Genomic DNA, 22,526 nt, shown 5'->3' on the forward strand with positions numbered 1-22,526 from the left:
TCGGCTAGGCTTGCCGTGCGGGTAAACGGCTGTGGTGGAAGGAAATGTTTTTAGCGGCGCAGAAACTCGTTTCGCTTATTTTAACTTTGTTGAAGCTTACGTTTTCAGGTAGCCTTTGGGGCAGACAGGCTGCTTGGAAGGCTACCTGAAAAGTTTGCTTCAATCCGAATCGGGCAGTATCGGCAGGCCGCTGGCGGCGAAAATATCGGCGGCGAGGTCGCGCATGGGGCCGCCGCTGCGGATGGCGTCTGCCTTGCCCAGCAGCACCCGCCCGCCTTTGCCTTCCAGCCACAAGGCTTCGTTGTTGGCTTTGCCGTTGGCACGCTTGGTTCGGCTGGTGAGCCGGATGCCGGCAAAGTTGGCGGCGCGGCAACGGCGTTCGGTGTGCCATGACAGCCCGCGCAGGCGCCTGATTTCAAAGGTATCGCTCTCGGCGCGGTAGGTGCAGCGGCGGGCACGGATGATGCCGCGGGCAAAACCTACGGCCGCGGCTGCGGTGGGGATGACCACTGTAAACAAAAATTCCAGCGCCGCCGCACCGCCCGACAGCGCAAAATCACGTAGCAGCCAGCGGGCGGCAAACAGGGCAATCAGGGCGCAGGCGGCGGCATAAAATAGGCTGTGCAGGATGGGTGTGGTGGTAAACCGCAGAGAAAACTTGGGCGCTTGCGGGTTGGCGAGCCGCGCCAGCACCGCCTGCCGTCGGCGCCACATCTGCCATGCGGTCGAACAGCAGACTGTGCCGTAAACCAACGGCAGCAGCGCGGCCATCTTTAGCACGATGTGCTGCTGCACGGCAAATCGAGCGGTCACGACCAGCCATGCCAGTGCCCACAAAACGTGTGCGGCAATGCGCCAGCGTGCGATAGGGCGGGGAGTTTGGGTGGGCGTGGCGTGCATAGTTGTCGGCCTTAGTGGCGTTCAATATCCGGCGTATCCACGCGCACGTCGGCATTTTGGGCGCGGTGGCGCAGGGCGTGGTCGATGAGCACGAGGGCGAGCATAGCTTCGGCGATGGGGGCGGCACGCAGGCCGACGCAGGGGTCGTGGCGGCCGTGGGTTTCGAGCAGCACGGGCTGGCCGTGGATGTCGATGCTGCGGCGCGGGGTGGCGATGGAGCTGGTGGGCTTCACGGCGAAGTCGGCGCGGATGGTTTGGCCGGTGGAGATGCCGCCGAGGATGCCGCCGGAATGGTTGCTGGCGAAGCCTTCTGGCGTGAGTTCGTCGCCATGTTGGCTGCCGCGTTGCGCCACCACGTCGAAGCCGTCGCCGATGGATACGGCTTTCACGGCGTTGATGCCCATCAGGGCGTGGGCGATGTCGGCGTCGAGGCGGCCGAACACGGGCTCGCCGAAGCCGACGGGCACGCTGCGCGCTTCGATGTGCAGCCGCGCGCCCACGGAATCGAGCGATTTGCGCACGGAATCCATGTAGTTTTCCAAATCGGCAATTTGCGATTGGTTGGCGGCGAAGAAGGGGTTTTGGCTGATAAATTCTTCGCCTTCAAAGGCGATTTCGCGTTCGCCCACCTGCGTTACCCAGCAGACGATTTCGGTGCCGAACTGCTCGCGCAGCCATTTTTTGGCCACGGCGCCGGCGGCCACGCGGGCGGCGGTTTCGCGGGCGGAGCTGCGGCCGCCGCCGCGGTAGTCGCGGATGCCGTATTTGTGCCAATAGGTGTAGTCGGCGTGGCCGGGGCGGAATTGCCGGGCGATGCTGCCGTAGTCGCGGCTGCGCTGGTCGGTGTTGCGGATAAAGAGGGCGATGGGCGTGCCGGTGGTGCGGCCTTCGAATACGCCGGAGAGGATTTCCACCTGGTCGGCTTCGCGGCGCTGGGTAACGTGGCGGCTGGTGCCGGGGCGGCGGCGGTTTAGGTCGGGCTGGATGTCGGACTCGGCAAGCGGGAGGCCGGGCGGGCAGCCGTCGATGATGCAGCCGATGCCGGCGCCGTGGCTTTCGCCGAAGGTGGTGATGCGGAAGAGTTGTCCGAAGGAGTTGCCGGGCATGATGGTGTTTACTGGGTATGAAAATGCGGGCAAGTGTAGCACAAAGGGGATGAGGATAAGGGGCTACCTGAAAAATAGGTTTATTGCGAAATTTGGCTTGCTGCTTATAAAACAATGACTTGTCTTTAGGCAGCTTCCAAATTTCAGGTAGCCTTCGCCATTTATACTTCGTTCACCCTTGCGCCTCATGCCGGCGCGGGCACTTCCTTTCTTTGCTTCGCCAAAGAAAGGAAGCAAAGAAAGGCGACTGCGGGCACAGGTTTGGCTTCGCCAAACTTCCCTCACTCCGCACGGTTTTTCGGGCGGGCCCGAACTTGCGGCTGCGCCGCTTCGAACAGGGCGTGCCCTTGTTCCCCGAAAAACCGCGCTCCGTTCGGCTGCGCCAGCAGGGGTGGCACAGCCGAGCCATTCGCACTAGGAGTTCTGTATTTTAATCGGTGTGAAGTTTAATATTTCGGCACTAGTGATCTAAACGGCAAAAGGCTACCTGAAAAATGCAGCATTGTTTTTCAGGTAGCCTTTTTTCAGGTAGCCTTTTTATGCTTCCACACCTTTAATGCGGTTGCATCAGGCTTTTTCGCTATCGGCAGCCGGTTTGCCCGCCAAGCCGCCGGCGCAGCCGATGAGGATGCCGGCCAGGGCGAAGGGCAGCCATTCGAGTGAATAGACTTGCAGCGGCAGCTGTTTGGTAAAGCCGGCACCGGCCACGGAAAGGATGGATACAACGGTAACCAGCCCGGCGGCGAGGCGGTGCGACAGCACGGGCAGGGGGCGGGCGAAGTTGTCGATTAAGAGCAGCAGAAGGATGGTCATGGCGATGGGGTAGAGCACCATCAGCACGGGTACGGATTTGCTGATGACGGTGCTTAGGCCCTGATTGGCCAAGATAAAGCTTACCAGGGTGAGCGATACCACATAGGTGCGGTAGCTGATGCGCGGGAACAGGCCGTAGAAGAATTCGCCCACGGCGGTGACCAGGCCCACGGAGGTGGTGAGGCAGGCGAGGGTAACGATGGTGCCGAACAGGATGCGGCCGAAGCTGCCGAAGGTTTCGTAGGCGGCGGTGGTGAGCAGGAAGGAGCCGACGTCTTGATTTTTGGCAGCCAGGTCGGCCAGGGTTTGCTGCGGCACGGGCAGGCGGTTGCACACCCAGGCCAGGCCGATATAGATGACGGCCAGCGAGGCGGCGGCGATAATGCCGGCAACAAAGGTTTGTTTCACCACGATTTTATCGTCGCGCTGCCCGACGGGCATTTTGGCTTTGATGGCGTTGATCACAATCACAGAAAAGGCCACGGAGGCGAGTACGTCCATAGTCTGGTAGCCGCCGATGAAGCCGCTCAAAAAGGCGGATTGGCCGCCGAAGTTTACCTCCGCCAGGGTGGGCGGGTTGTCGAACAGCCACCACATGGATTTGCCGATGAGGGCGAGGATGGAAATCAGCAGGGCGGGAGTGAGGATGGCACCGATGCGTTCCACCATTTTGGATGGGTTCAGGCTTAGCCACAGGGTGAGCGCGTAGTAAACCACGGTGAAGGCCAAGAGTGAGGCGGCGCCGGGCGCGCCGATAAAGGGTAGTATGGCCATTTCGTAGGAAGTGGCGCCGGTGCGCGGGATGGCGAAGAAGGGGCCGATGGTGAGGTAAACGGCCATCAGGAAGAGCACGGAAAACCACGGGTGGATACGGTTGAGCGCGGTTTTGTAGCCGTTTTGGTAGAAGGCGCTCGCCACGATGCCCAACAAGGGCAGGCCGACGCCGGTGATCACGAAGCCGGAAAGAGTGCTCCAGAAGGCGGGGCCGCTGTTGAGGCCGAGCGTGGGCGGGAAGATGAGGTTGCCGGCGCCGAAAAAAATGGCAAACAGCATGAAGCCGATAACGAAGGTGCTTTTGTTCATTTTGCGGGGGTGGTGGTTGGCAGCCGGTGGTACCGGCCAAAGAAAAGGTCGTATGATACCGAATCGCTTGGGAAAGATACAGGGCGGGCGCGTTGACGGCGCCGGTTGTGTATTGTCTGCTGCGTTGAAATTTTGCTTTTTCAGGTAGCCTGATGAGGCAGGGTGAGGCTACCTGAAAAAAATGAAGGCTCGTTTGAGGAATGGGCTAAACGGGTTTTCAGGTAGCCTGCAGGTGAGCGGGCGGGCGTGTAAATCGCTTTATCCTAGCGGCGGGAAACAGTATAATCCCACACTTTCGCTGCACGGATTAACCCTTTCCTTACCGCCTTGATTTTATGCCGTTGCTGTCTATCGAATTTGCCGTTTTTTTCCTCTGCTTCTTCCCGGTTTACTGGCTGTTGGCCAAACGCCCGCGCTGGCAGAACTGGCTGCTGCTGCTCACCGGCCTGGGTTGGTTGGGCTATCTGCATTGGGGCTTCGCGCTGGCGGTGGCGGCGTTTTCGCTGGGCATCACGCTGATTGCTTCCGGCTTGTCGCAGAGCAAGGGGCGGGCGGCGCGGCAGCGCTGGCTGGCGGCCGGGGTGGTGCTGGCGCTGTTGAACCTGTCGTTTTTCAAGTATTCGGATTTCTGCCTGCCGTATTTGCAGCAGGGACTGCAAGATCCTTCGCTGGATATCCTGATGCCGTTGGGCATTTCTTATTACACCTTCCAAGGCGTATCCTATCTGGTATCGATTTACCGCGATGAAAACGTGCGGCTCAAATGGCGCGAGCTGCTGCTGTATTTCAGCTTTTTCCCCACCATCACTTCCGGGCCGATCGCCCGCGCCGGCAGGCTCAAAAGCATTTACGGCACAGATGAGGGCATGGCCGCGCAAATCCGTGCCGAAACACCGCGCGCCATCATCCGTCCGGCTTTGGCCATCGGGCTGATTGTGCTGGGCATCAGCAAGAAATGGTGGCTGGCCGGCGTGCTCGGCGGCAACTGGGTGGATCCGGTGTTTGAAAACCCGATGCAGTATGATTGGCTCACGGTGCTTACGGCGGTATACGGCTACACCGTGCAGCTGTTTTTGGATTTTTCCGGCTACACCGATTTGGTGGTGGGCATGGCCATGCTGCTGGGCTTCCGGCTGCCGCAAAACTTCGCCATGCCGCTGCGCGCATTCAACCTGCGCGATTTCTGGGACCGCTGGCACATCACGCTTTCCACCTGGATCCGCGACTATATCTACATCCCGTTGGGCGGCAGCCGCAAAGGCTGGCTGCGCACTCAGTTCAACCTGATGGCGGCCATGCTGCTCTCCGGTATCTGGCACGGCCACGGCTGGAACTTCCTGCTGTGGGGCGCGCTGCACGGTGTGGTGCTGGTAGGCTTGAATATCGGCGACAAATTATTGGGCAAACGCGAATGGCTGTCCGGTTCGTCGCGGCTGGGCAAGGCAGCGGGCATCTTTTTTACCGTAAACTTCGTCTGCCTGGCTTTCGTGGTGTTCCGCACTGCCAGCTTGAGTGATGCCGGGCTGATGTTCCAATCGCTGCTGGGCAGGGGCGGCAGCGGCATGCCGGATTTGGAAACGCTGCTGGTGTTGGGCGCGATGGTGTTCTCGCTGTTGTGCTACGGCGTACTGGCGCGCCTGTTTAACGGCTTGGTTTCCCTGCTGGAGCGGCTGCCGATGTGGGCGTGGCCGCTGCCGATGGGCGCAGCCATGTGGCTGCTGATGGTGTTTGCCCCCTCGGGTATTCCCGGGTTTATTTATGCCAACTTTTAACAACTAATAAATAATAATTAAAACAAAGCGATTGAGCCATGAAGCCCAACCAAGCCAAACGCAGAGCGCGAAAACACAAATACAAAGAACAAGCCGCCCGCCGCAAAGCGGAGGCCGATAAGCAACTGCAGCTGGATTTGCCTGTGCCCGAGCAGGAAACGGCTGCCGCGCCGGCCAAAGCGGAGCCGGCCGAAGCAAAAGCCAAACAGCAGCCGAAAGGAGCCGGTTCCGCAAAAAACCGCGGCATCCATTTTCAGGTAGCCTCTCCAGCCAAACAGGCGGCCGCACATCAGCCCAAACCCCAAGCGGCAAAGCAATCGGTAAAACGCAAGCCTGCCAAAGAAGCCCAGCCTTCTTTCAAACCGGCCAGCTTGAGCAAACCCTCCCCTTCGCCGGTGTGGCGGCTGTATCTGGCGATGCTGCTTACCGGCCTGCTCACTGTGTGGTTCAGCCAAGATTCCATTAATGCCTATTGGCAGCAAACCTACCACCGCGCCAGCCCGCTGGAAAAAATGAACGACTATGGCTGGTGGCGTGCTGGCAGCCGCTGGCAGCAAGCATCATTGCAGCAGCACGAAAACGCTGTCGGCTGGCTGGAAGCGCGCAACGAAAGCTGGCGTGAGCAACACGCTGTGCCAAGCCAAGTTGCAACCCTGCCGTCGCCTGATATGGCAGCGCCTGCCGCCAGCCAGCCAGCCGCCACTTCTGAACCGGCGCACGGCAGCACAAACTTGGCGCAAGCGCAGCCAGACCGTGTGCAACTTACCGCCGGAGACAAAGTATTCTTCGCCGGCGATTCCATGATGGAAGGTGTGGCGCCGCACGTTCAGCGCTGGCTGAGCAGCGAATACGGCATCGATTCCGTGAACCTTAGCCGCCAAAGCACCGGCCTGTCCTATCCCAGCTTCTTCGACTGGCCGGCCACCATAGAAAAAACCTTGCGGGAAGACCAAAAAATCAGGTTGCTGGTGGTGTTTTTGGGGCCGAACGACCCTTGGGATTTCCCCAATCCCCAGCCCGGCACCCGAGGCTACCTGAAATTCCAAAGCCCGGAATGGGAGCAGGAATACAGACAGCGCATCGAACGCATCGTGAGCGCGGCCAAAGCGGCCAACGTCCGCCTTATTTGGATGGGCGTGCCGGCCATGAAAAACCGTCGCCTCAACGAACAGATGCGCTATCTCGACACCCTGTTCGCCAGCGAGCTGGCCGGCCAATCCATCTGGCTGCCCACCGACAAAATCATGGGTGGCGAAGACGGGCAATACCGCGACAGCATCAGCGTAAACGGGCAAACCGTCCGCCTGCGCAGCAAAGACGGTATTCATTTCACTATAAAGGGACAACAATTCCTGGCCGAGCAGATAACCAGCCGCATCGACTACCGGCCCGCATCTGCACACGAGCCGGGCGTTCCGGCCGCCGCTTCCGAAACCATGGCAGCGCGCGGAAAGTAAAACCGGCAGATAGGCAGTTTCCCGCCATGGGCACGGCAAGCCCTTATCGGGAACTGGCTGATTTGTCGCCAAGCAAGATTGAAGGACAGTAAGACAGATGTTTGTGTTTAAAGAAGGCAGCAAACTGGCCCTGATGGCCGTTTGCTTGTTGGCCTGCCAGGCCTGCGGCGCCGAAACCGCCGCTCAAGGCACGCCCGAAAAAGCCGAGCTCACCAACTACGGCAGCTGGCAGCCCGTGTGGCTAGACAAGCTGCAACGGCTCAACCGCGGCGGCAACGTGAAATTCCGTATCGTGCAAATCGGCGATTCGCACACCGCCGGCGACTATTTCACCAACGAATTGCGCACCCGGCTGCAACAGCAGTGGGGCAACGGCGGCATCGGCTGGGTGTATCCCAACAACGTGTCCGGCCAGCGCAATGCACAAGTGCTGCACAACAGCAGCGGCTGGCAGGTGTTGAGCAGCCGCAACGCCCGCGCCGAGTTTCCGCTGGGCGGCATTCTGAACCGCTCTTCCGGCGGCGGGCATACCACCGTAAACCCGCGCTCGCCAGTTGCCGAAGCACAGCAAATCACCATCACCGCCCGCCCCGTATTTGCCGATAACGCCCTGAGCGTGCAAGACGGGCAGGGCCGCCAGGTGGCTTCGCTGCCTAATCTCGGCAGCAATGCCTGGCAGTATTTCTCCTTCACCGCCCAGCTGCCCTTAAGCTACCGCTCGCAGCCCGGCGACATTTGGGAAATCGGCCACATCAATATCGAAAACGACCGCCCCGGCGTGATTGTGTCGGCGATGGGCATCAACGGCTCGCAGCTGTCGCAGTGGGGCAACTGGCGTGCTGACTGGATGCAGGATTTGTCGGCCACGCAGGCCGATTTGGTGATTCTGGCCTACGGCACCAACGAAGCCTTCAACAGCCATTTGGATGTGGCGCAAACTAAGCGTATCTGGGCGGAAACCGTCGGCCGCATCCGCGAAGCCCTGCCCGGCGCCGGCATTTTGATTATCGGCGCGCCCGAATCGCTCAAATCCAAGCACGGCCAATGCGGCCAGCGCCCACCCTATCTGGATGCCGTGCAGCAGATGCAGCGTGACGTGGCGCAGCAGGAGCAAACCCTGTATTGGTCGTGGCAGGCCGCCATGGGCGGGCCGTGCAGCATGAAAGGCTGGGTGGCGCGCGGCTTGGGTGCCCGCGACGGCGTGCACTTCTCCGCCCAAGGCTACCAAACCGCCGCCTCGCAGCTGGCCGACGACATCATTAAACTGGCCAACAAATAGCCTGACTAAACCATTTTCAGGTAGCCTCAAACACACAAAAGGCTACCTGAAAACGAATGAGTGAGTTTCTGCGAAGCTAAAACACAACCCTCCGAGCACAGGAAAGCGATATGCCCAACCGCCAAGCCATCATCAGCTGGTGTAACCAATTCCTCCGCACCGCCGAATTCCACGACTACGCCCCCAACGGCCTGCAAGTGGAAGGGCGCGAAAACGTGCGCAAAATCGTGTGCGCCGTTACCGCCAGCCTGGCCGCCATCGACTATGCCGTGCGGCAGGAAGCCGATATGCTCCTGGTGCACCACGGCCTGTTTTGGAAGAGCGAGCCCATCACCATCACCGGCTGGAAGCACCGCCGCATCGCCGCCCTCATCCGCCACAACATCAACCTGGCCGGCTACCACCTGCCGCTCGACGCCCATCCCGAAGCCGGCAACAACGCCCAGCTGGCTAAACGCCTCGGCTGGCGCATCGATGGCCAAACCGGCGAGCAAAACCTGCTGATGTATGGCGCCCCGCCGCCCGATACCAACGGCGCCGCGCTGGTGGCGCAGCTGGCTGCCGGCCTCGGCAGGCAGCCCGTGGCGGCCGGAAATTTGCAGCGCCCCGTGCGCAGGCTGTTTTGGTGCAGCGGCGGCGCACAGGGCTTTTTCCAGCAAGCCATCGACCTCGGCGCCGATGCCTTCGTTACCGGCGAGATTTCCGAAGCGCAATACCATCTGGCCAATGAAACCGGCACGCTCTTCATCAGTGCCGGCCACCACGCCACCGAACGCTACGGCATCCAGGCGCTGGCCGGGCGCTTGCAGCAGGAATTCGCGCTGGAATGCCGGTTTTTCGATGAAGACAATCCGGCTTGATTGCTTTTAGCTTTGCAGGAATCTGCCTTCTTGCGGAAGACTTGGTCCACTTCCTTGAAGCTGGCGTTTTAGCTAACCTTTAGGTTTTCAGGTAGCCTTTAGCTTCCTTACCTCCTCACTCCTCCAACGGGATATACTCATGAAATACATCAGCACGCGCGGCCAAACCGCCCCCAAATCCTTCAGCGAAGTCCTGCTTATGGGCCTCGCGCCCGACGGCGGCCTGATGCTGCCCGAGCGCTATCCGCAAATCGATGCCGCCACGCTGCAACGCTGGCGCGGCCTGAGCTATCCCGAATTGGCGTTTGAAATCATGAACCTGTTTGCGGGCGACATTCCGGCCGCAGACCTGCGCCGCCTAGTGGACGACACCTACACCGAAGCCGTGTTCGGCACGAGCAGCATCACCCCCGTGCGCACCCTCGCCGACGGCATCAAAATCCAAGCCCTCTCCAACGGCCCCACGCTGGCCTTCAAAGACATGGCCATGCAGTTTCTCGGCCACTCCTTCGAATACGTGCTGTCACGCGAAGGCAAACGGCTGAACATCATCGGCGCCACCAGCGGCGACACCGGCTCCGCCGCCGAATACGCCCTGCGCGGCAAGGCCGGCATCCATGTGTTCATGCTCTCGCCGCACGGCAAAATGAGCGCCTTCCAGCGCGCCCAAATGTACAGCCTTACCGACGAAAACATCCACAACCTCGCCATCGAAGGCATGTTTGACGACTGCCAAGACATCGTGAAAGCCCTGCAAAACGACGCTGCCTTCAAGCAGCAATACAGCATCGGCACGGTCAACTCCATCAACTGGGGGCGCATCCTCGCGCAAATCGTGTACTATTTCGCCGGCTATTTCCGCGCTACCGCCAGCAACGGCGAACAAGTGAGCTTCTGCGTGCCCAGCGGCAATTTCGGCAACATCTGTGCCGGGCATATCGCCCGCATGATGGGCCTGCCCATCCGCCGCCTCATCGTGGCCACCAACGAAAACGACGTGCTCGATGAATTTTTCCGCACCGGCCGCTACCGCCCGCGCAGCGCCGCGCACACCTATGTTACCTCCAGCCCTTCGATGGACATTTCCAAAGCCTCCAATTTCGAGCGCTTTGTGTTTGATTTATTGGGGCGCGACCATTTTCAGGTAGCCTCATTGTGGCAGCAGGTGGCCGCCGGCGGAGGTTTCGATTTATCCGCCGAGCTGCCGCGCATCCGCGAAGAATTCGGCTTCGTGTCTGGCTCCAGCCGCCACGCCGACCGCCTCGCCACCATTCGCGCCGTGCATGAAAGCGACGGCGAATGGCTCGACCCGCATACCGCCGACGGCGTGAAAGTGGCGCGCGAGCTGCGCGAGGCAGGCGAAACCATCGTTTGCCTGGAAACCGCGCTGGCGGCCAAGTTTGCCGACACCATCAACGAAGCCGCCGGACATCCTGTGGACGTGCCGCGCCCCGCTGCGCTTGCCGGGCTGGAAAGCCTGCCGCAACGCGTGGCCGTGCTGCCCAACAGCGCGCAGGCGGTGCGGGAGCTGATGGTGCAAACCTTGGGTTGATTTTTTAGCTACGCAGAAATTCGCTACGCTCATTTTAACTGCGTTGAAGCTGCCGCTTTCAGGTAGCCTGTGTGCATAAGGCTACCTGAAAATATTTCAACCATCCCAAACTTCACCCACTCTACTTCGCAGATATTTTTCAGGTAGCCTCTTATGAACCCAGCCGATATCCTGCCCTCCCTGCGTACCTTTCTGAGCGAACGCGAAATCGTATCCGACCCCGCGCCGCTTCTGGCCGACCGCCGCGGCCGCTACATCGGCCGAGCCGCAGCCGTGGTGATGCCCGAGAGCGTGGCGCAGGTGCAGCGGCTGGTGCGCTGGTGCGGCGAACACCGCGTGTCCGTCACCCCGCAGGGCGGCAACACCGGCCTGTGCGGCGCGGCCGTGCCCGACGGCGGCATCCTGCTCAACCTCGGGCGGCTCAACCGCATCCGCAGCCTCAGCCTGGCCGACAACGCCATCACCGTGGAAGCCGGCGCCATCCTGCAACAGGTGCAGGAAGCCGCAGAGCGGGCAGGGCGGCTGTTTCCGCTCAGCCTGGCCAGCGAAGGCTCCTGCCAAATCGGCGGCAACATCGCCTGCAACGCCGGCGGGCTGAACGTGGTGCGCTACGGCACCACGCGCGATCTGGTGTTCGGGCTGGAAGTGGTGCTGCCCGACGGCAGCCTGCTTTCCCACCTCTCCCCGCTGCACAAAAACACCACCGGCTACGACCTGCGCCAGCTCTTCATCGGCAGCGAAGGCACGCTCGGCATCATCACCGCCGCCACGCTCAAATTGTTTGCCCGCCCGCAAACCACCGTAACCGCTTGGATCGGCCTAGACAGTATCCAAGACGCCGTGCAGCTGCTCACCCAAATCCAAGGCCGATTTGCCGAGCGCCTGTGCAGCTTCGAGCTGGTGAGCCGGTTTGCGCTCGAGCTTTCCGCCGGTTATGGCCGCCTCAACCCGCCGCTCGACGCCCCGTGGCACATCCTGCTCGAATTGAGCGACAGCCTGCCGCAGCCCGGCCTGGCCGATGATTTGGCCGAATTCCTGTTTGCCCACGGCCGGGAAAACGCCGTGCTGGCGCAGTCCGAGGCCGAGCGTGCCGAGCTGTGGCGGCTGCGCGAAGACATTTCCGCCGCGCAAAAAGCGCTCGGTGCCAGCATCAAGCACGATATCGCCGTGCCCATCGAGCGCGTGGCCGAGCTGGTGGAGGGCGCCTCCGCCGCGCTCAGGCAGGCTTATGCGGGCATCGAAATCGTCGTGTTCGGCCACCTCGGCGACGGCAGCCTGCACTTCAACACCTTCCTGCCACACATCCGCAGCAACCAGGCCTACGAATACGAAGACGGCGTTAACCGCATCGTGTATGAGCACACGCTCGCTTGCCAGGGCACCATCGCCGCCGAACACGGTATCGGCCAAGTGAAAAACCACTGGCTGCCCAGCGTGCGCAGCCCCGTGGAAATCGCGCTGATGCGCGCCATCAAAGCCCAGCTCGACCCGCACAATTTGTTTAACCCCGGCAAGCTGTTCCCGCCTGAGGCTACCTGAAAAATAATTTCACCAAAAAATCCGCATGACCATTTAAGTGAGGCTGCCTGAAAAAGCAGCCTGCCATTTCAAACACAAGGAAACCAAGCCATGACCCCCGATTTCAAAATCCGCTGCCCCCTACCGCACTGCACCGGCTGGGTAACGCAACTGCCGCCTGAAGACGGCGCACTGTTTATGTGCGACGACTGCGGGCAAGTATGGGAAACGAAGGAAGAGTTCGATGCCGCCATTGCCGAAATCATTGCCCGCTTCCCCTACCGCGCGGGCGTGTACCGCCAAACCGAATCAGGTTTCGCTGCTGTACCCGAAGCCGAAGAGCCGGTGGATTACGAAGCCCAAGTGCTGCAAGAGCCTTGGGCTTGAGGCGGCGCAGTTACTTGGCCACATATAAAAAAGCTACCTGAAAACGAGCTTCGCGAGTTTCTGCGCAGCTAAAATTTTCAGGTAGCCTTTTCTTTTTTCAAATCAATCAAGCCTTCATCACTTGATTCAAAAACTGTTTCGCCCGCTCGCTGCTCGGGTTGGTGAAGAACACTTCCGGCGTGTCCACTTCCACGATTTTGCCCTGGTCCACAAAGATAATCCGGTCGGATACCTCGCGCGCGAAGCCCATTTCGTGGGTAACGCACATCATGGTCATGCCGCTTTCAGCCAAGTCTTTCATCACCTTGAGCACCTCGCCCACCATTTCCGGGTCGAGCGCGGAAGTGGGCTCGTCAAACAGCATCACCTGCGGCTCCATCGCCAGCCCGCGCGCAATCGCCACGCGCTGCTGCTGGCCGCCGGAAAGCTCGCCGGGCATGGCGTCTTTTTTATGCGCCAGGCCCACGCGCTCCAAGAGTTGCAGCGCCTTTTCCTCGGCCTGCGCGCGGCTCTGTTTTTTTACCTTCATCGGTGAGAGCACGATGTTTTCCAGCACGCTCAAATGCGGATAGAGGTTGAAGTGCTGAAACACAAAGCCCACTTCGGCGCGGATTTTGTTTAAGTCGGTGGCGGGGTCGGCCACGTTTACGCCGTCCACCCAGATTTCGCCGCTTTGGATTTGCTCAAGCTGGTTTACGGTGCGGATGAGGGTGGATTTGCCGCTGCCGGAGGGGCCGCATACCACCACCACTTCGCCTTTTTTTACTTCCAGATTGATGTCGCTGAGCACGTGCAGCTCTTTAAACCATTTGTTTACATTTTTGAATTTGATCATGGCGGTTTCCTGTTATGCGTTATTTCGATTGCGGCTTGGCAGCCAAAAGGTTGGCCAAGGCCACGTATTTTTCCGGGGAGATGTGCTCGGCGCGCTCCTGCGGGCTGATGCCGGCGGCCTGTAAGTCTTCGTCGTTTGCCAGGCCTTTGAGGTTGTTGCGGATGGTTTTGCGGCGCTGGTGGAAGGCTTGTTTCACCAAGGCGGCAAATTGGGCAAAATCCTGCGCCTGACCGATGCGGTGCGCCACGGGAATGAGGCGCACCACGGCGGAATCCACTTTGGGCGCAGGCTGGAAGCTTTCCGGCGGCACGTCCAGCAGCTTTTCCATATCGAAAAAGTATTGCAGCATCACGCTGAGGCGGCCGAAATCGTTGCTGCCGGGCGCGGCCACCATGCGCTCCACCACCTCTTTTTGCAGCATGAAGTGCATGTCTGCCACTTCGCCGGCATAGCGGCTGAGGTGGAACAGGAGGGGGGTGGAGATGTTGTAGGGCAGGTTGCCGACGATTTTTTTGCGCCCGGGCACGCTGGCGAAGTCGAACTGCAACACGTCGCCTTCGTGGATAACGAGTTTGCCGGCATAGGGCTGGGTTTTCAGGTAGCCGATGATGTCACGGTCGATTTCGCACACGTGCAGGCGCTCGAGCTTGGCGGCCAGGGGCGCGGTGAGGGCGCCGAGGCCGGGGCCGATTTCCACCACGGTGTCGCCCGGCTGGGGCCGCACGGCCTGCACGATGTCGGCGATGATGCGGCTGTCTTGCAGAAAGTTTTGCCCGAAGCGTTTGCGGGCGGTGTGTTGGGTCATGATGGCGCGGTGCGGCGGTGAGCGGGAAAGGGGCTGATTGTATCAGATTCGGCGGGCGGGCTGGGGGATGTTTCTGCATGGCAGCAGCCTGCGGCGCTTGGCGGGATGTTCGGGTTTGGCGGGGCTTGGTTTCGCGAAAAGCCGTTTGCCCGCTTTAACTTCGTTGAGGCTCACGTTTGAGCTTCGCAGAAACTCAGCTTGGGTGATACCCAAACATCGGTCCACTTCGTTGAAGCTTGCGCTTTCAGGTAGCCTCTGCCGCGCCGTTTGAGGCTACCTGAAAATTGAAAACTGGCGGTAAGGCATTAAAAACGGGTATGGCGGGCGGCTGCGGAGCCAAAACTTCTATGACAGGACTAGCGGACTTCTTGGCTGGGGGCATTGCTGCGGGTTTGCAGGAGGATGATGCGTTCGGCGGCATCCCAGCATTGGGCGTTGGCGCTGCGGCTGCACAGGCGGTCGTCGTCGCCATACCATTGCTGGCTGGTTTGTCCGTGGCAGGGGGCGAGGGTGATGCGGCTGCCGCTTTGGGTGAGGCATTGGCCGCTTTGGCGAATGGTGCCGCTGCGGATGTCGCGCTCGAAATATTGGTTGGGCGTATTGCGGCAGGGTTGGCGTACGAGGAGGCTGTTTTGCACGGTGAGGCATTGGTTTTGCATGCGTAGGAGGCTGCCTTCGGGCTTTTTGGGCGCGGACTGTTTTTGGTGGGAGAAGGTGGCATCCTGCGGGGCTCTGGTATGGGCTTTGTGGGCGCCGGGGGTAATCGGGTGCACGGGGCAGTAGGGCAGGGGGCAGGCGGTGAGGGCGAGCGTGCTGAGCAGGATGAGGCGGCGCATGGGCGGCTCCGATGGATGGTGGAATGCGGTGCTAATTTACCAAAGATTGCTTAACTGGGAAACAAGCTGAGCTTGTGCAAAAGGCTACCTGAAAACGTGAGCCTCAACGAAGTTAAAACGGGCAAAACGAATTTTGCTAATAACGATGTCTTAGTGCAGGCAAGGCTGAGTTTCTGTGAAGTTAAAATATAGATGGATAATCGGAAATGATCCGAAACGTTTGCTGAACGGTGTTGGCTTGGTGCTACGGCTGGCAATTTTCTGGTGTTGTGGCTGATATTTACCAAGCTGGGCGGGGAGATAGCGATCCGTTTGAACATGCGGCACTACCGGTTGGGCAAACAGCTGCATCCGCTGTTTATGGTGGATGTGCGTAATGTGGGTAAGGTTGGAATAATGGCGCATGCTGTCACAACGGTTTCTTCTTCCCATAGCGCCGATACAGCATCCAGCCATAGCCCGCCGCAACCGGCAGCGCCGCCAGCAGCAGCTTAAACGTCCAGCCCGCATACCAAGGCAGCGCCTCCGCCACCGTAGCCGCATCCTGTTGCAGCAGCCCCACTGGCAACGACTGCGCCCCACGCGCATCGAAATACGGCCACCAGCAGGCTGCCAACAGGCCAATCAGACAAGGCCACAGCCACGCCGCCCGGTTGCGCTGCCACAGCAAGAAGGCCGGCAGCAGCACAATCAATGTAAGCGCCGCCACCAACAACGCCGTTTGCGCCCCTGCGCCGAAATACGATGCCGCCGCATAAGTCAGTACCACAAACAGCGCGGCCAATACCGCCACCATCACCTCTTCCGGCCTTTTCAGCATCGACATGGTATGTTCTCCATCAATAAAATCGAATCGCGCAAAATATACTGCAAAGCCGCGCCCACTGCCAGCTTTCGCTGCACGGCAACGGGCATCAGCGACTATTGGTACGATATTTTTCAGGTCGTCACCCAGCCAGCCGGTAAGGCTACCTGAGAATAAAAATCCCACTCGGACAAGTGGTTGCCTACTCCGCACCCGGTTCGCCTTTCGCCGCCAGATACCAGCGCACGCCCGCATCGTCGAGCTTTTTGCACAGGCCGGCGTTGGGCGGCTCGTCGGTGAAGAGGGCCTGAAACTCGGTCACATCGCCCATGCGCACCAGGGCGTTGCGGCCGAATTTGCTGTGGTCCACAGCCAGGTAGCAGTGGCGCGCGTTGGCCATCATGGCCTGCATCACGCTCACTTCTTTATAGTCGAAATCGAGCAGCGAGCCGTCGGCTTCGATGCCGGAGGCACCGAGGATGGCGTAGTCCACCTTGAATTGGTTGATGAAATCGATGGTGGCCACGCCGGTGATGCCGCCGTCCACGGGGCGCACCACGCCTGAGGTGATCATCACGGTGTAGTCCGGCCGGCCGGACACGATGGAGGCCACGTGGATGTTGTTGGTGATGATGCAGAGGTTTTTGTGGTTTTTCACCAGCGCCAGCGCCACGGCTTCTATGGTGGTGCCGATGCTCATAAACAGGGAAACGTTATCGGGGATGTGCTGGGCGATGAGGTCGGCGATGTGGGCTTTTTCGCTTTGCAACTTGTTTTTGCGCGTGCCGTAGTCTTCGTTTTGCACACTGCTGCCGAGCGCGGCGCCGCCGTGATAACGGCGCAGGATGTTGTGTTCGCACAAAACGTTGATGTCGCGGCGCACGGTTTGCGGGGTAACGTTGAGGCTGCGCGCCAGCTCTTCCACCGACATGAAGCCGTTGTCGCGCACGAGCCGGGCAATTTTTTGCCGGCGGGGGGTACGGTGCGGCATGGTTTCTCTATCTTCCTTGTTTGTATAGGATTTTTTTGCTGAAGTTTTTCAGGTAGCCTTTTGCTTCAACAGGAAGGCTACCTGAAAATTGTCTTTAGCCGGGCAGCTTGTTCGCTTCGTTTTCAGGTAGCCTGGTTATGCGCAGGCTCAAGCGGAAAACGTATGTTCCTGTGCAGGATAGGTTTTCTCCTTCACTTCGCGCACATAGGCCGCCACTGCCGCCTGAATGCTGCCCTGCCCCTGCATGAAGTTTTTCACGAACTTGGCCGGTTTGCCCGGGAACACGCCGAGCATATCGTGCATTACCAGCACCTGCCCGTCGCAATCCACGCCCGCACCAATGCCGATGGTGGGGCAGGCAAGCGTTTCGGTAACCTGCTTGCCCAAAGCGGCGGGCACGCATTCCATCAGCACCACCGCCGCGCCGGCCTGCTCGTGCGCCACCGCATCGTTAAGCAGAGCCTGTGCCGCCACGTCGCCCTTGCCTTGCACCTTATAGCCGCCGAACACGTGCACCGACTGCGGCGTGAGCCCAATGTGCGCGCACACCGGAATACCGCGCAGCTGAAGAAACTCAGTGGTTTCCGCCATCCACGCGCCGCCTTCCAGCTTCACCATATGCGCCCCCGCCGCCATCAGCTCGGCCGACGCGGCAAAAGCCTGCTCCCTGCTCTGCTGGTACGCCCCAAACGGCAGGTCGCTCACAATCAGCGCATTGCTGCTGCCGCGCGCCACCGCCGCCGTGTGGTAGCACATATCGGCCAGGCTCACCGGCAGGGTGGACTCCCGCCCCTGCACCGCCATACCCAGCGAATCGCCCACCAAGAGCATATCCACGCCCGCCACATCCATCAACGCGGCAAAGCTGGCATCGTAGCAGGTGAGCATGGCGATTTTCTCGCCTGCGCGCTTCATTTCGCGCAAAGTGTTTACGGTAATCACGATATTCCCTTTCTTAATCGATAACGGCGCAAAAGGCTACCTGAAAACCCGCCGGCAGGCAAACCCGGCAGGCCTTCTGAAAGCCGGCGCCCATCTGCGCTTAAAACAACTTAACCCGCCCCCTGCCTATAATCCCGCCGTTTCCAACCCGATTCAAGGACAAACGTCTATGAAAAAAACCGCCCTGCTGCTGCCCGCCCTCTTGGCCGGCCTCAGCCTCGCCCCCGCCATCGCCGAGCCGCTGAACTACCAGCTGCTCAAATTCAGCGAAACCGCCAGCCGCACCGTGCCCAACAACTGGATGACCGTGCGCCTGAAAGTATCCTCCAGCCATGCCGACCCCGCCCGCGCCACCGCCGAAACCACGCGCCGCTTCAACATCCTGCAAAGCCGCGCCCGCCGCATTTCCGGTGCCGAAGTCGAGCTGGAAAGCCGCTACTCCTACCAAAGCCAGCCGGGCGGCCGCAACAGCGCCCGCGTATGGGAAGACGTGGCCGTGCTGCGTGTGTCTGGCGGCGATTTCCAGGCGCTGGGCAAACTGATTGCCGAGAGCAGCGGCGAAGCCACCATCGGCGGGCTCAATTTCTCGCTCAAGCCGGAAAGCCGCCGCCAAATAGAAGAAAACCTCGCCATTGAAGCGCTGCAAAACTTCCGCAAACGCGCCGACGTGCTCAGCCGCAGCATGGGCGGCAGCAGCTACCGCGTGGTAGAAGTGTCGTTGCAGCAGAACGACTACGCCGTGGCCGCACCAATGATGGCGCGCGCCGCCTATGAAAGCGCCGGTGCGCCCGAGCCCGTGTTCGACAGCCCGGGCAACAGCGTGGTGCAGCAAACGGTGAACGGCACGATTCAATATTGATGCGCCCTAGAGGCTACCTGAAAATTCCGGCTGCATTTGGCCGCACCGAAACCTTGTTTTCACTTCATTACACTTCGTTTTAGCTTCGTTGAAGCTTGCGCTTTAGCTGCGCAGAAACTCAGCTTGGGCTGCGCCCAAACATCGTTTTCAGGTAGCCTCAACCGGTTCCGCAATCCAAACCGCCAGCAAGGAAAAGGCTACCTGAAAACAAGCTCCGCATCGTTTCTGCGAAGCTAAAATTTTCAGGTAGCCTTTCCGGTTGTATGTCAGTCGGTTAAGCGCGTTTGCGGAATTCGCCGGTGCGGGTATCGATTTCCACTTTGTCGCCGTTTTCGATGTAGGCCATCACTTGGATTTCGGTGCCGCCCACGAGGCGCGCCGGTTTCATCACTTTGCCGGAAGTGTCGCCCTTCACTGCGGGCTCGGTGTATTCCACTTCGCGCACGATGATGGTGGGCAGCTCCACAGAAATCGGATTGCCTTCATAGAAGGTCACTTCGCACACGTCTTCCATGCCGTCCACGATAAATTTCAGGTTGTCGCCAATGTTTTCGCCTTCGATTTCGTATTGGTTGAACTCTTCGTCCATGAACACATACATCGGGTCGGCGAAATAGCTGTAGGTGCACTGTTTGCGGTCGAGCTGGATCACGTCGAATTTGTCGTCGGCTTTCACGATGGTTTCTGAAGCGGCGCCGGTGAGCAGGTTTTTCAGCTTCATGCTCACTTTGGCTGAAGAGCGGCCGCCTTTGATGTATTCGGTTTTCTGTACCACCATCGGCTCGCTGCCCACCATGAACACGTTGCCAGCGCGCAGTTCTTGTGCGGTTTTCATAATCAAATCTCTTTCATTCAAACGGAAAAATCGGAAACGCGGCATTTTAGCGCAAACCGCCCGTGCTGTCCAAACAGAGGCTACCTGAAAGCGTAAGCTTCAACGAAGTTAAAATGATGTTTCCGCAGGAAGCTGAGTTTCTGCGCAGCTAAAGCGTAAGCTTCAACGCAGTGGACCGATGTTTGGGTGCAGCCCAAGCTGAGTTCTTGCAAAGCTAAAATAGAGTCGCCTGAAATAAAACCGGCAGCCCGAGTCGCCAGGCTGCCGCTTTGCAGAAAATAGTTTGCCGCACAACAACACGCTCAATGCAGGCCGCCCAGACGTCGGATGCGCTGATCCAGCTCCTGTTCGTTGAGCGGGCGGCCGTCGTTGCAGAAGATGGCCATCAGGCGGCTGCGCACCGGGTCGTTGGCGTTCACATAGCTATCGAATTTGCGCCAGCCGGTGTTGCGCGGGGCAATCCAGCGCCGGTTGGTGTTGTCGCCGAAGGCGAAGGTTTTCAGGTGTCTGTCGCCGCAGCGCATGCCCTCGTAGGTCATATTGACCTGCCCGCCGGGCACAGCCACGGCCAGCACATAGCGCAGGCTGCGGTCGGCAGCCATCTGCACAGGCAGTTGCAGCGAAACCTTATTACGGTAGGTGGGATTGATATACAAATCAAACCACTCGCCGCTTTGCAGGCTGGGATAGGCAGGCAGCTCCACCGCCGCCTCTTCCCACGGCTTTTCGTCTTCAAACTGATAGCCGTAGCGATCGGCAAAGGGCACATATTCTGCCGAAGCGGCGGCACAGGCGGCCAGCAGCACGGCGGCCAGGATTTTTTTCATGAGTACTCCTTGAGATCGGGCAGGCGGCAAAACCAAGAGGATTCAGTTTGGCAGAACCTCAACTTGCGCCTCGCTCAAACATCGCTTTAACTGCGTTGCAACTAACGCTGTAACCTCGCAGAAACTCAGCCTTTTTTGCGCCAAAACATCGTTTGAACTGCATTAAAGCTTGCGTTTCAGGTAGCCTTTCGCCGCTGCCGGGCGGTTTGGTTTACACCACCATCAAATCTTCTTCTTTGTGTGCCAGCAGCTTATCTACTTCGGCAATGTATTTGTCGGTGAGCTTCTGAATCTGCTCTTCGCCGCGGCGGGCATCGTCTTCGGATACTTCTTTGTCTTTCAGCAGCTTTTTGATGTGGTCGTTGGCATCGCGGCGCACATTGCGGATGGATACGCGGCCGTCTTCAGCTTCGCCGCGCACCACTTTAATCAGGTCTTTGCGGCGCTCTTCGGTGAGCATCGGCATCGGCACGCGGATGAGATCGCCCATGGCGGCGGGGTTCAGGCCGAGGTTGGAATCGCGGATGGCTTTTTCCAGCGCGGCGGCCATATTGCTTTCATAGGGCTTTACGCTGATGGTGCGCGCATCGAGCAGGGTAACGTTGGCCACCTGGCTCACGGGCACCATACTGCCGTAGTATTCCACTTCCACCTGGTCGAGCAGGCCGGTGTGGGCGCGGCCGGTGCGCACTTTGGCCAGGTTTTCGCGCAACACTTCGAGCGAACGCTGCATCTTGGTTTCGGCTGAGGATTGGATGTCTTTGATCATGGAGGGTCCTTCGAACTTGAAAAAAATTTCAGGTAGCCTGTTTGGCTATAGGGCAAGCTTGTATAACGGGCGGATACTACCTTGCTTTGCCCGCTGCGGCAAGGTTTTCCGGCTGGCAGGCGTACCGCTTTTCCCATCCTAGGCGCAGCACCACAAACCACAACATGGGAAACGGCACAAATGTCGACAGGTTATACAGAAATGAGCCTTTGCGGAAAGACAGCGGTACAACTTCCCTCAGCGGTGTAACCCGATATTTGTCGTTTATATCCAAGGTACAAATGCCACACCAGGCCTGCACGCGGTACACTCTTTTCGCGCTGATTTTCAGCTGCGTACAATTTTCGACATCATCTATGCAATGCGGTGACTCTGCTGATTCTGTCAGCAGCAGCCATTTTTGCGGTTTGTTATGGTGCCTGAATACGGAAGGGCTACCTGAAATTTTCAGGTAGCCTTCACTTATTTACGGTGTCTGACGCTGTTTGTGTAGAAGTTTTGAGCTGATTTGAAGGCTTCAGCGAATCATGATTGGTGCAAGCTCAAGCCGAGTCAAGCCTAGGTTGCTGTGGTAATTTGAAATGCGGCGCGGTTTTCCAAAAGAACAAGGTTGGCTGCACCATATGTGTTTTCCATATGGAAAGGCTACCTGAAAAACTGTTTTCAGGTAGCCTTTTGCCGTTGCGGGCAGCTTGCTTATTTCAGCGGCTGCATATTCATCACTTCCATCAGGAAGTTGGTGAAGGCGGGGTTGGCCGGGCGGTTTTGCATATTGGGCCAGCGCTGCTGCCAGCCTTGCAGGGCGTTGCGCACGAAGACTTTGGATTGGTCGGGCGTGATGCGGCCTTGCTGGCTTTGTACGGCGGAGCGTAGGTAGATTTCATACATGCTGTCGTCCACGCTGTTGCGGCCCACCAGGTTGAGGCGGAAGCGGTTGAGCTGTTGGGCGGCCTGGGTCTTGGTCATGCGGCCGCGGTTCACTTCGTAGCCCAGGCGGGTGGCTTCGTTGCGGATTTTGGCCACGTCGCCCCAATGGCTGGCAGCGAGGGTGTATTGCTGAGCGCCGGCGGTGCGGCGGGGCGTGGCGGAAGAGGGCGAGGAGAGCAGGTTGCAGCCGCCGAGCAGGCCGGCAAGCAGCAGGATGGGGAGATGTTTTTTCATAATCATGCTTTTGGCTGGAAGGTTAAAGATTCTTTGCAATGCGGCAATATTAGGGAAAATTGGGCGGCGGGGCAAGTTTTCGGGAAAATTCACGCTGGAAGTGCAACATATGGCGAAACAAAAAAAGCCGCATG

Annotated in this window: 23 protein-coding genes; 9 read left to right on the top strand and 14 right to left on the bottom strand. The window is 59.3% G+C overall.

The genetic code is table 11. The features are described 5' to 3' along the window. Positions 1–159: 159 nt before the first annotated feature. From H9Q10_RS03565 to brnQ, 3 genes are all read right to left on the bottom strand, one after another. Complete coding sequence (locus tag H9Q10_RS03565) at positions 160–900, bottom strand: hypothetical protein (RefSeq protein WP_197902650.1); 741 nt, start codon at positions 898–900, stop codon at positions 160–162. A gap of 11 nt (positions 901–911) precedes the next feature. Next, positions 912–2,006, bottom strand: coding sequence for a chorismate synthase (gene aroC / locus H9Q10_RS03570; protein ID WP_197902651.1), 1,095 nt, complete (start codon positions 2,004–2,006; stop codon positions 912–914). Positions 2,007–2,573: 567 nt separating this feature from the next. Beyond that, the gene (gene brnQ, locus H9Q10_RS03575) at positions 2,574–3,902 is read right to left on the bottom strand and encodes a branched-chain amino acid transport system II carrier protein (RefSeq protein ID WP_197902652.1); all 1,329 of its coding nucleotides are present in this window, start codon (positions 3,900–3,902) and stop codon (positions 2,574–2,576) included. Positions 3,903–4,237: 335 nt separating this feature from the next. On the opposite strand from brnQ, the gene H9Q10_RS03580 reads away from it, so the two are divergent. The 7 genes from H9Q10_RS03580 (at position 4,238) to H9Q10_RS03610 (ending at position 12,727) form a co-directional block, all read left to right on the top strand. Beyond that, entirely contained in the window at positions 4,238–5,674 is a 1,437-nt protein-coding gene (locus H9Q10_RS03580; protein WP_197902653.1) for an MBOAT family O-acyltransferase, read from the top strand. A gap of 416 nt (positions 5,675–6,090) precedes the next feature. Beyond that, complete coding sequence (locus H9Q10_RS03585) at positions 6,091–7,131, top strand: SGNH/GDSL hydrolase family protein (protein ID WP_238480127.1); 1,041 nt, start codon at positions 6,091–6,093, stop codon at positions 7,129–7,131. 97 nt (positions 7,132–7,228) lie between these two features. Next, a complete protein-coding gene (locus H9Q10_RS03590; RefSeq protein ID WP_197902655.1) occupies positions 7,229–8,410 on the top strand; it encodes an SGNH/GDSL hydrolase family protein in 1,182 nt (393 codons plus the stop codon). Positions 8,411–8,520: 110 nt separating this feature from the next. Beyond that, the gene (locus H9Q10_RS03595) at positions 8,521–9,270 is read left to right on the top strand and encodes a Nif3-like dinuclear metal center hexameric protein (protein ID WP_197902656.1); all 750 of its coding nucleotides are present in this window, start codon (positions 8,521–8,523) and stop codon (positions 9,268–9,270) included. A gap of 139 nt (positions 9,271–9,409) precedes the next feature. After that, positions 9,410–10,822, top strand: coding sequence for a threonine synthase (thrC, locus tag H9Q10_RS03600; RefSeq protein WP_197902657.1), 1,413 nt, complete (start codon positions 9,410–9,412; stop codon positions 10,820–10,822). Between the two features lie 153 nt (positions 10,823–10,975). After that, the gene (locus H9Q10_RS03605) at positions 10,976–12,361 is read left to right on the top strand and encodes an FAD-binding oxidoreductase (protein ID WP_197902658.1); all 1,386 of its coding nucleotides are present in this window, start codon (positions 10,976–10,978) and stop codon (positions 12,359–12,361) included. Positions 12,362–12,451: 90 nt separating this feature from the next. Further along, the gene (locus H9Q10_RS03610) at positions 12,452–12,727 is read left to right on the top strand and encodes a hypothetical protein (protein WP_197902659.1); all 276 of its coding nucleotides are present in this window, start codon (positions 12,452–12,454) and stop codon (positions 12,725–12,727) included. 106 nt (positions 12,728–12,833) lie between these two features. Here H9Q10_RS03610 and H9Q10_RS03615 read toward each other — a convergent pair whose 3' ends face one another. From H9Q10_RS03615 to H9Q10_RS03635, 5 genes are all read right to left on the bottom strand, one after another. Next, positions 12,834–13,562 carry an amino acid ABC transporter ATP-binding protein gene (locus H9Q10_RS03615; RefSeq protein WP_197902660.1) on the bottom strand — a complete coding sequence of 243 codons (729 nt, stop codon included), beginning with the start codon at positions 13,560–13,562 and terminating at the stop codon, positions 12,834–12,836. Between the two features lie 19 nt (positions 13,563–13,581). Then, the gene (gene rsmA / locus H9Q10_RS03620; RefSeq protein WP_197902661.1) at positions 13,582–14,367 is read right to left on the bottom strand and encodes a 16S rRNA (adenine(1518)-N(6)/adenine(1519)-N(6))-dimethyltransferase RsmA; all 786 of its coding nucleotides are present in this window, start codon (positions 14,365–14,367) and stop codon (positions 13,582–13,584) included. A 356-nt stretch (positions 14,368–14,723) separates the two neighbouring features. Further along, a complete protein-coding gene (locus tag H9Q10_RS03625) occupies positions 14,724–15,203 on the bottom strand; it encodes an RICIN domain-containing protein (RefSeq protein WP_197902662.1) in 480 nt (159 codons plus the stop codon). 150 nt (positions 15,204–15,353) lie between these two features. Beyond that, entirely contained in the window at positions 15,354–15,608 is a 255-nt protein-coding gene (locus tag H9Q10_RS03630; RefSeq protein ID WP_197902663.1) for a hypothetical protein, read from the bottom strand. Positions 15,609–15,612: 4 nt separating this feature from the next. After that, positions 15,613–16,029: a hypothetical protein gene (locus H9Q10_RS03635; RefSeq protein WP_420841831.1), complete on the bottom strand. Its 417-nt coding sequence runs from the start codon at positions 16,027–16,029 to the stop codon at positions 15,613–15,615. A 3-nt stretch (positions 16,030–16,032) separates the two neighbouring features. Here H9Q10_RS03635 and H9Q10_RS03640 point away from each other — a divergent pair, with 3 nt between their 5' ends. After that, entirely contained in the window at positions 16,033–16,179 is a 147-nt protein-coding gene (locus H9Q10_RS03640; protein WP_197902664.1) for a hypothetical protein, read from the top strand. A gap of 31 nt (positions 16,180–16,210) precedes the next feature. Here H9Q10_RS03640 and H9Q10_RS03645 read toward each other — a convergent pair whose 3' ends face one another. Together H9Q10_RS03645 and panB are read right to left on the bottom strand one after the other, a co-directional pair. Beyond that, positions 16,211–16,999, bottom strand: a complete 789-nt coding sequence (locus H9Q10_RS03645; protein ID WP_197902665.1) for a DeoR/GlpR family DNA-binding transcription regulator — start codon at positions 16,997–16,999, stop codon at positions 16,211–16,213. Positions 17,000–17,146: 147 nt separating this feature from the next. After that, positions 17,147–17,941, bottom strand: coding sequence for a 3-methyl-2-oxobutanoate hydroxymethyltransferase (gene panB, locus H9Q10_RS03650; protein WP_197902666.1), 795 nt, complete (start codon positions 17,939–17,941; stop codon positions 17,147–17,149). 169 nt (positions 17,942–18,110) lie between these two features. Between panB and H9Q10_RS03655 the strand changes: the two genes are divergently transcribed. Then, on the top strand, positions 18,111–18,800 hold the full coding sequence (locus H9Q10_RS03655) for an SIMPL domain-containing protein (RefSeq protein WP_197902667.1): 690 nt from the start codon (positions 18,111–18,113) through the stop codon (positions 18,798–18,800). A 274-nt stretch (positions 18,801–19,074) separates the two neighbouring features. Here the strand turns inward: H9Q10_RS03655 and efp are convergent, their stop codons facing one another. The 4 genes from efp to H9Q10_RS03675 all read right to left on the bottom strand — a co-directional run bounded on the left by efp (position 19,075) and on the right by H9Q10_RS03675 (position 22,392). Continuing rightward, complete coding sequence (gene efp, locus H9Q10_RS03660) at positions 19,075–19,635, bottom strand: elongation factor P (protein ID WP_197902668.1); 561 nt, start codon at positions 19,633–19,635, stop codon at positions 19,075–19,077. Between the two features lie 302 nt (positions 19,636–19,937). Further along, complete coding sequence (locus H9Q10_RS03665; protein WP_197902669.1) at positions 19,938–20,462, bottom strand: CNP1-like family protein; 525 nt, start codon at positions 20,460–20,462, stop codon at positions 19,938–19,940. 211 nt (positions 20,463–20,673) lie between these two features. Next, positions 20,674–21,231 carry a ribosome recycling factor gene (frr, locus tag H9Q10_RS03670; RefSeq protein ID WP_197902670.1) on the bottom strand — a complete coding sequence of 186 codons (558 nt, stop codon included), beginning with the start codon at positions 21,229–21,231 and terminating at the stop codon, positions 20,674–20,676. A gap of 696 nt (positions 21,232–21,927) precedes the next feature. After that, on the bottom strand, positions 21,928–22,392 hold the full coding sequence (locus H9Q10_RS03675) for a prokaryotic membrane lipolipid attachment site family protein (RefSeq protein ID WP_197902671.1): 465 nt from the start codon (positions 22,390–22,392) through the stop codon (positions 21,928–21,930). Between the last annotated feature and the right edge of the window lie 134 nt (positions 22,393–22,526).

The sequence above is a fragment of the Eikenella glucosivorans genome (assembly GCF_016025525.2).
In the GTDB taxonomy this organism is placed as follows: Bacteria; Pseudomonadota; Gammaproteobacteria; order Burkholderiales; family Neisseriaceae; genus Eikenella; species Eikenella glucosivorans.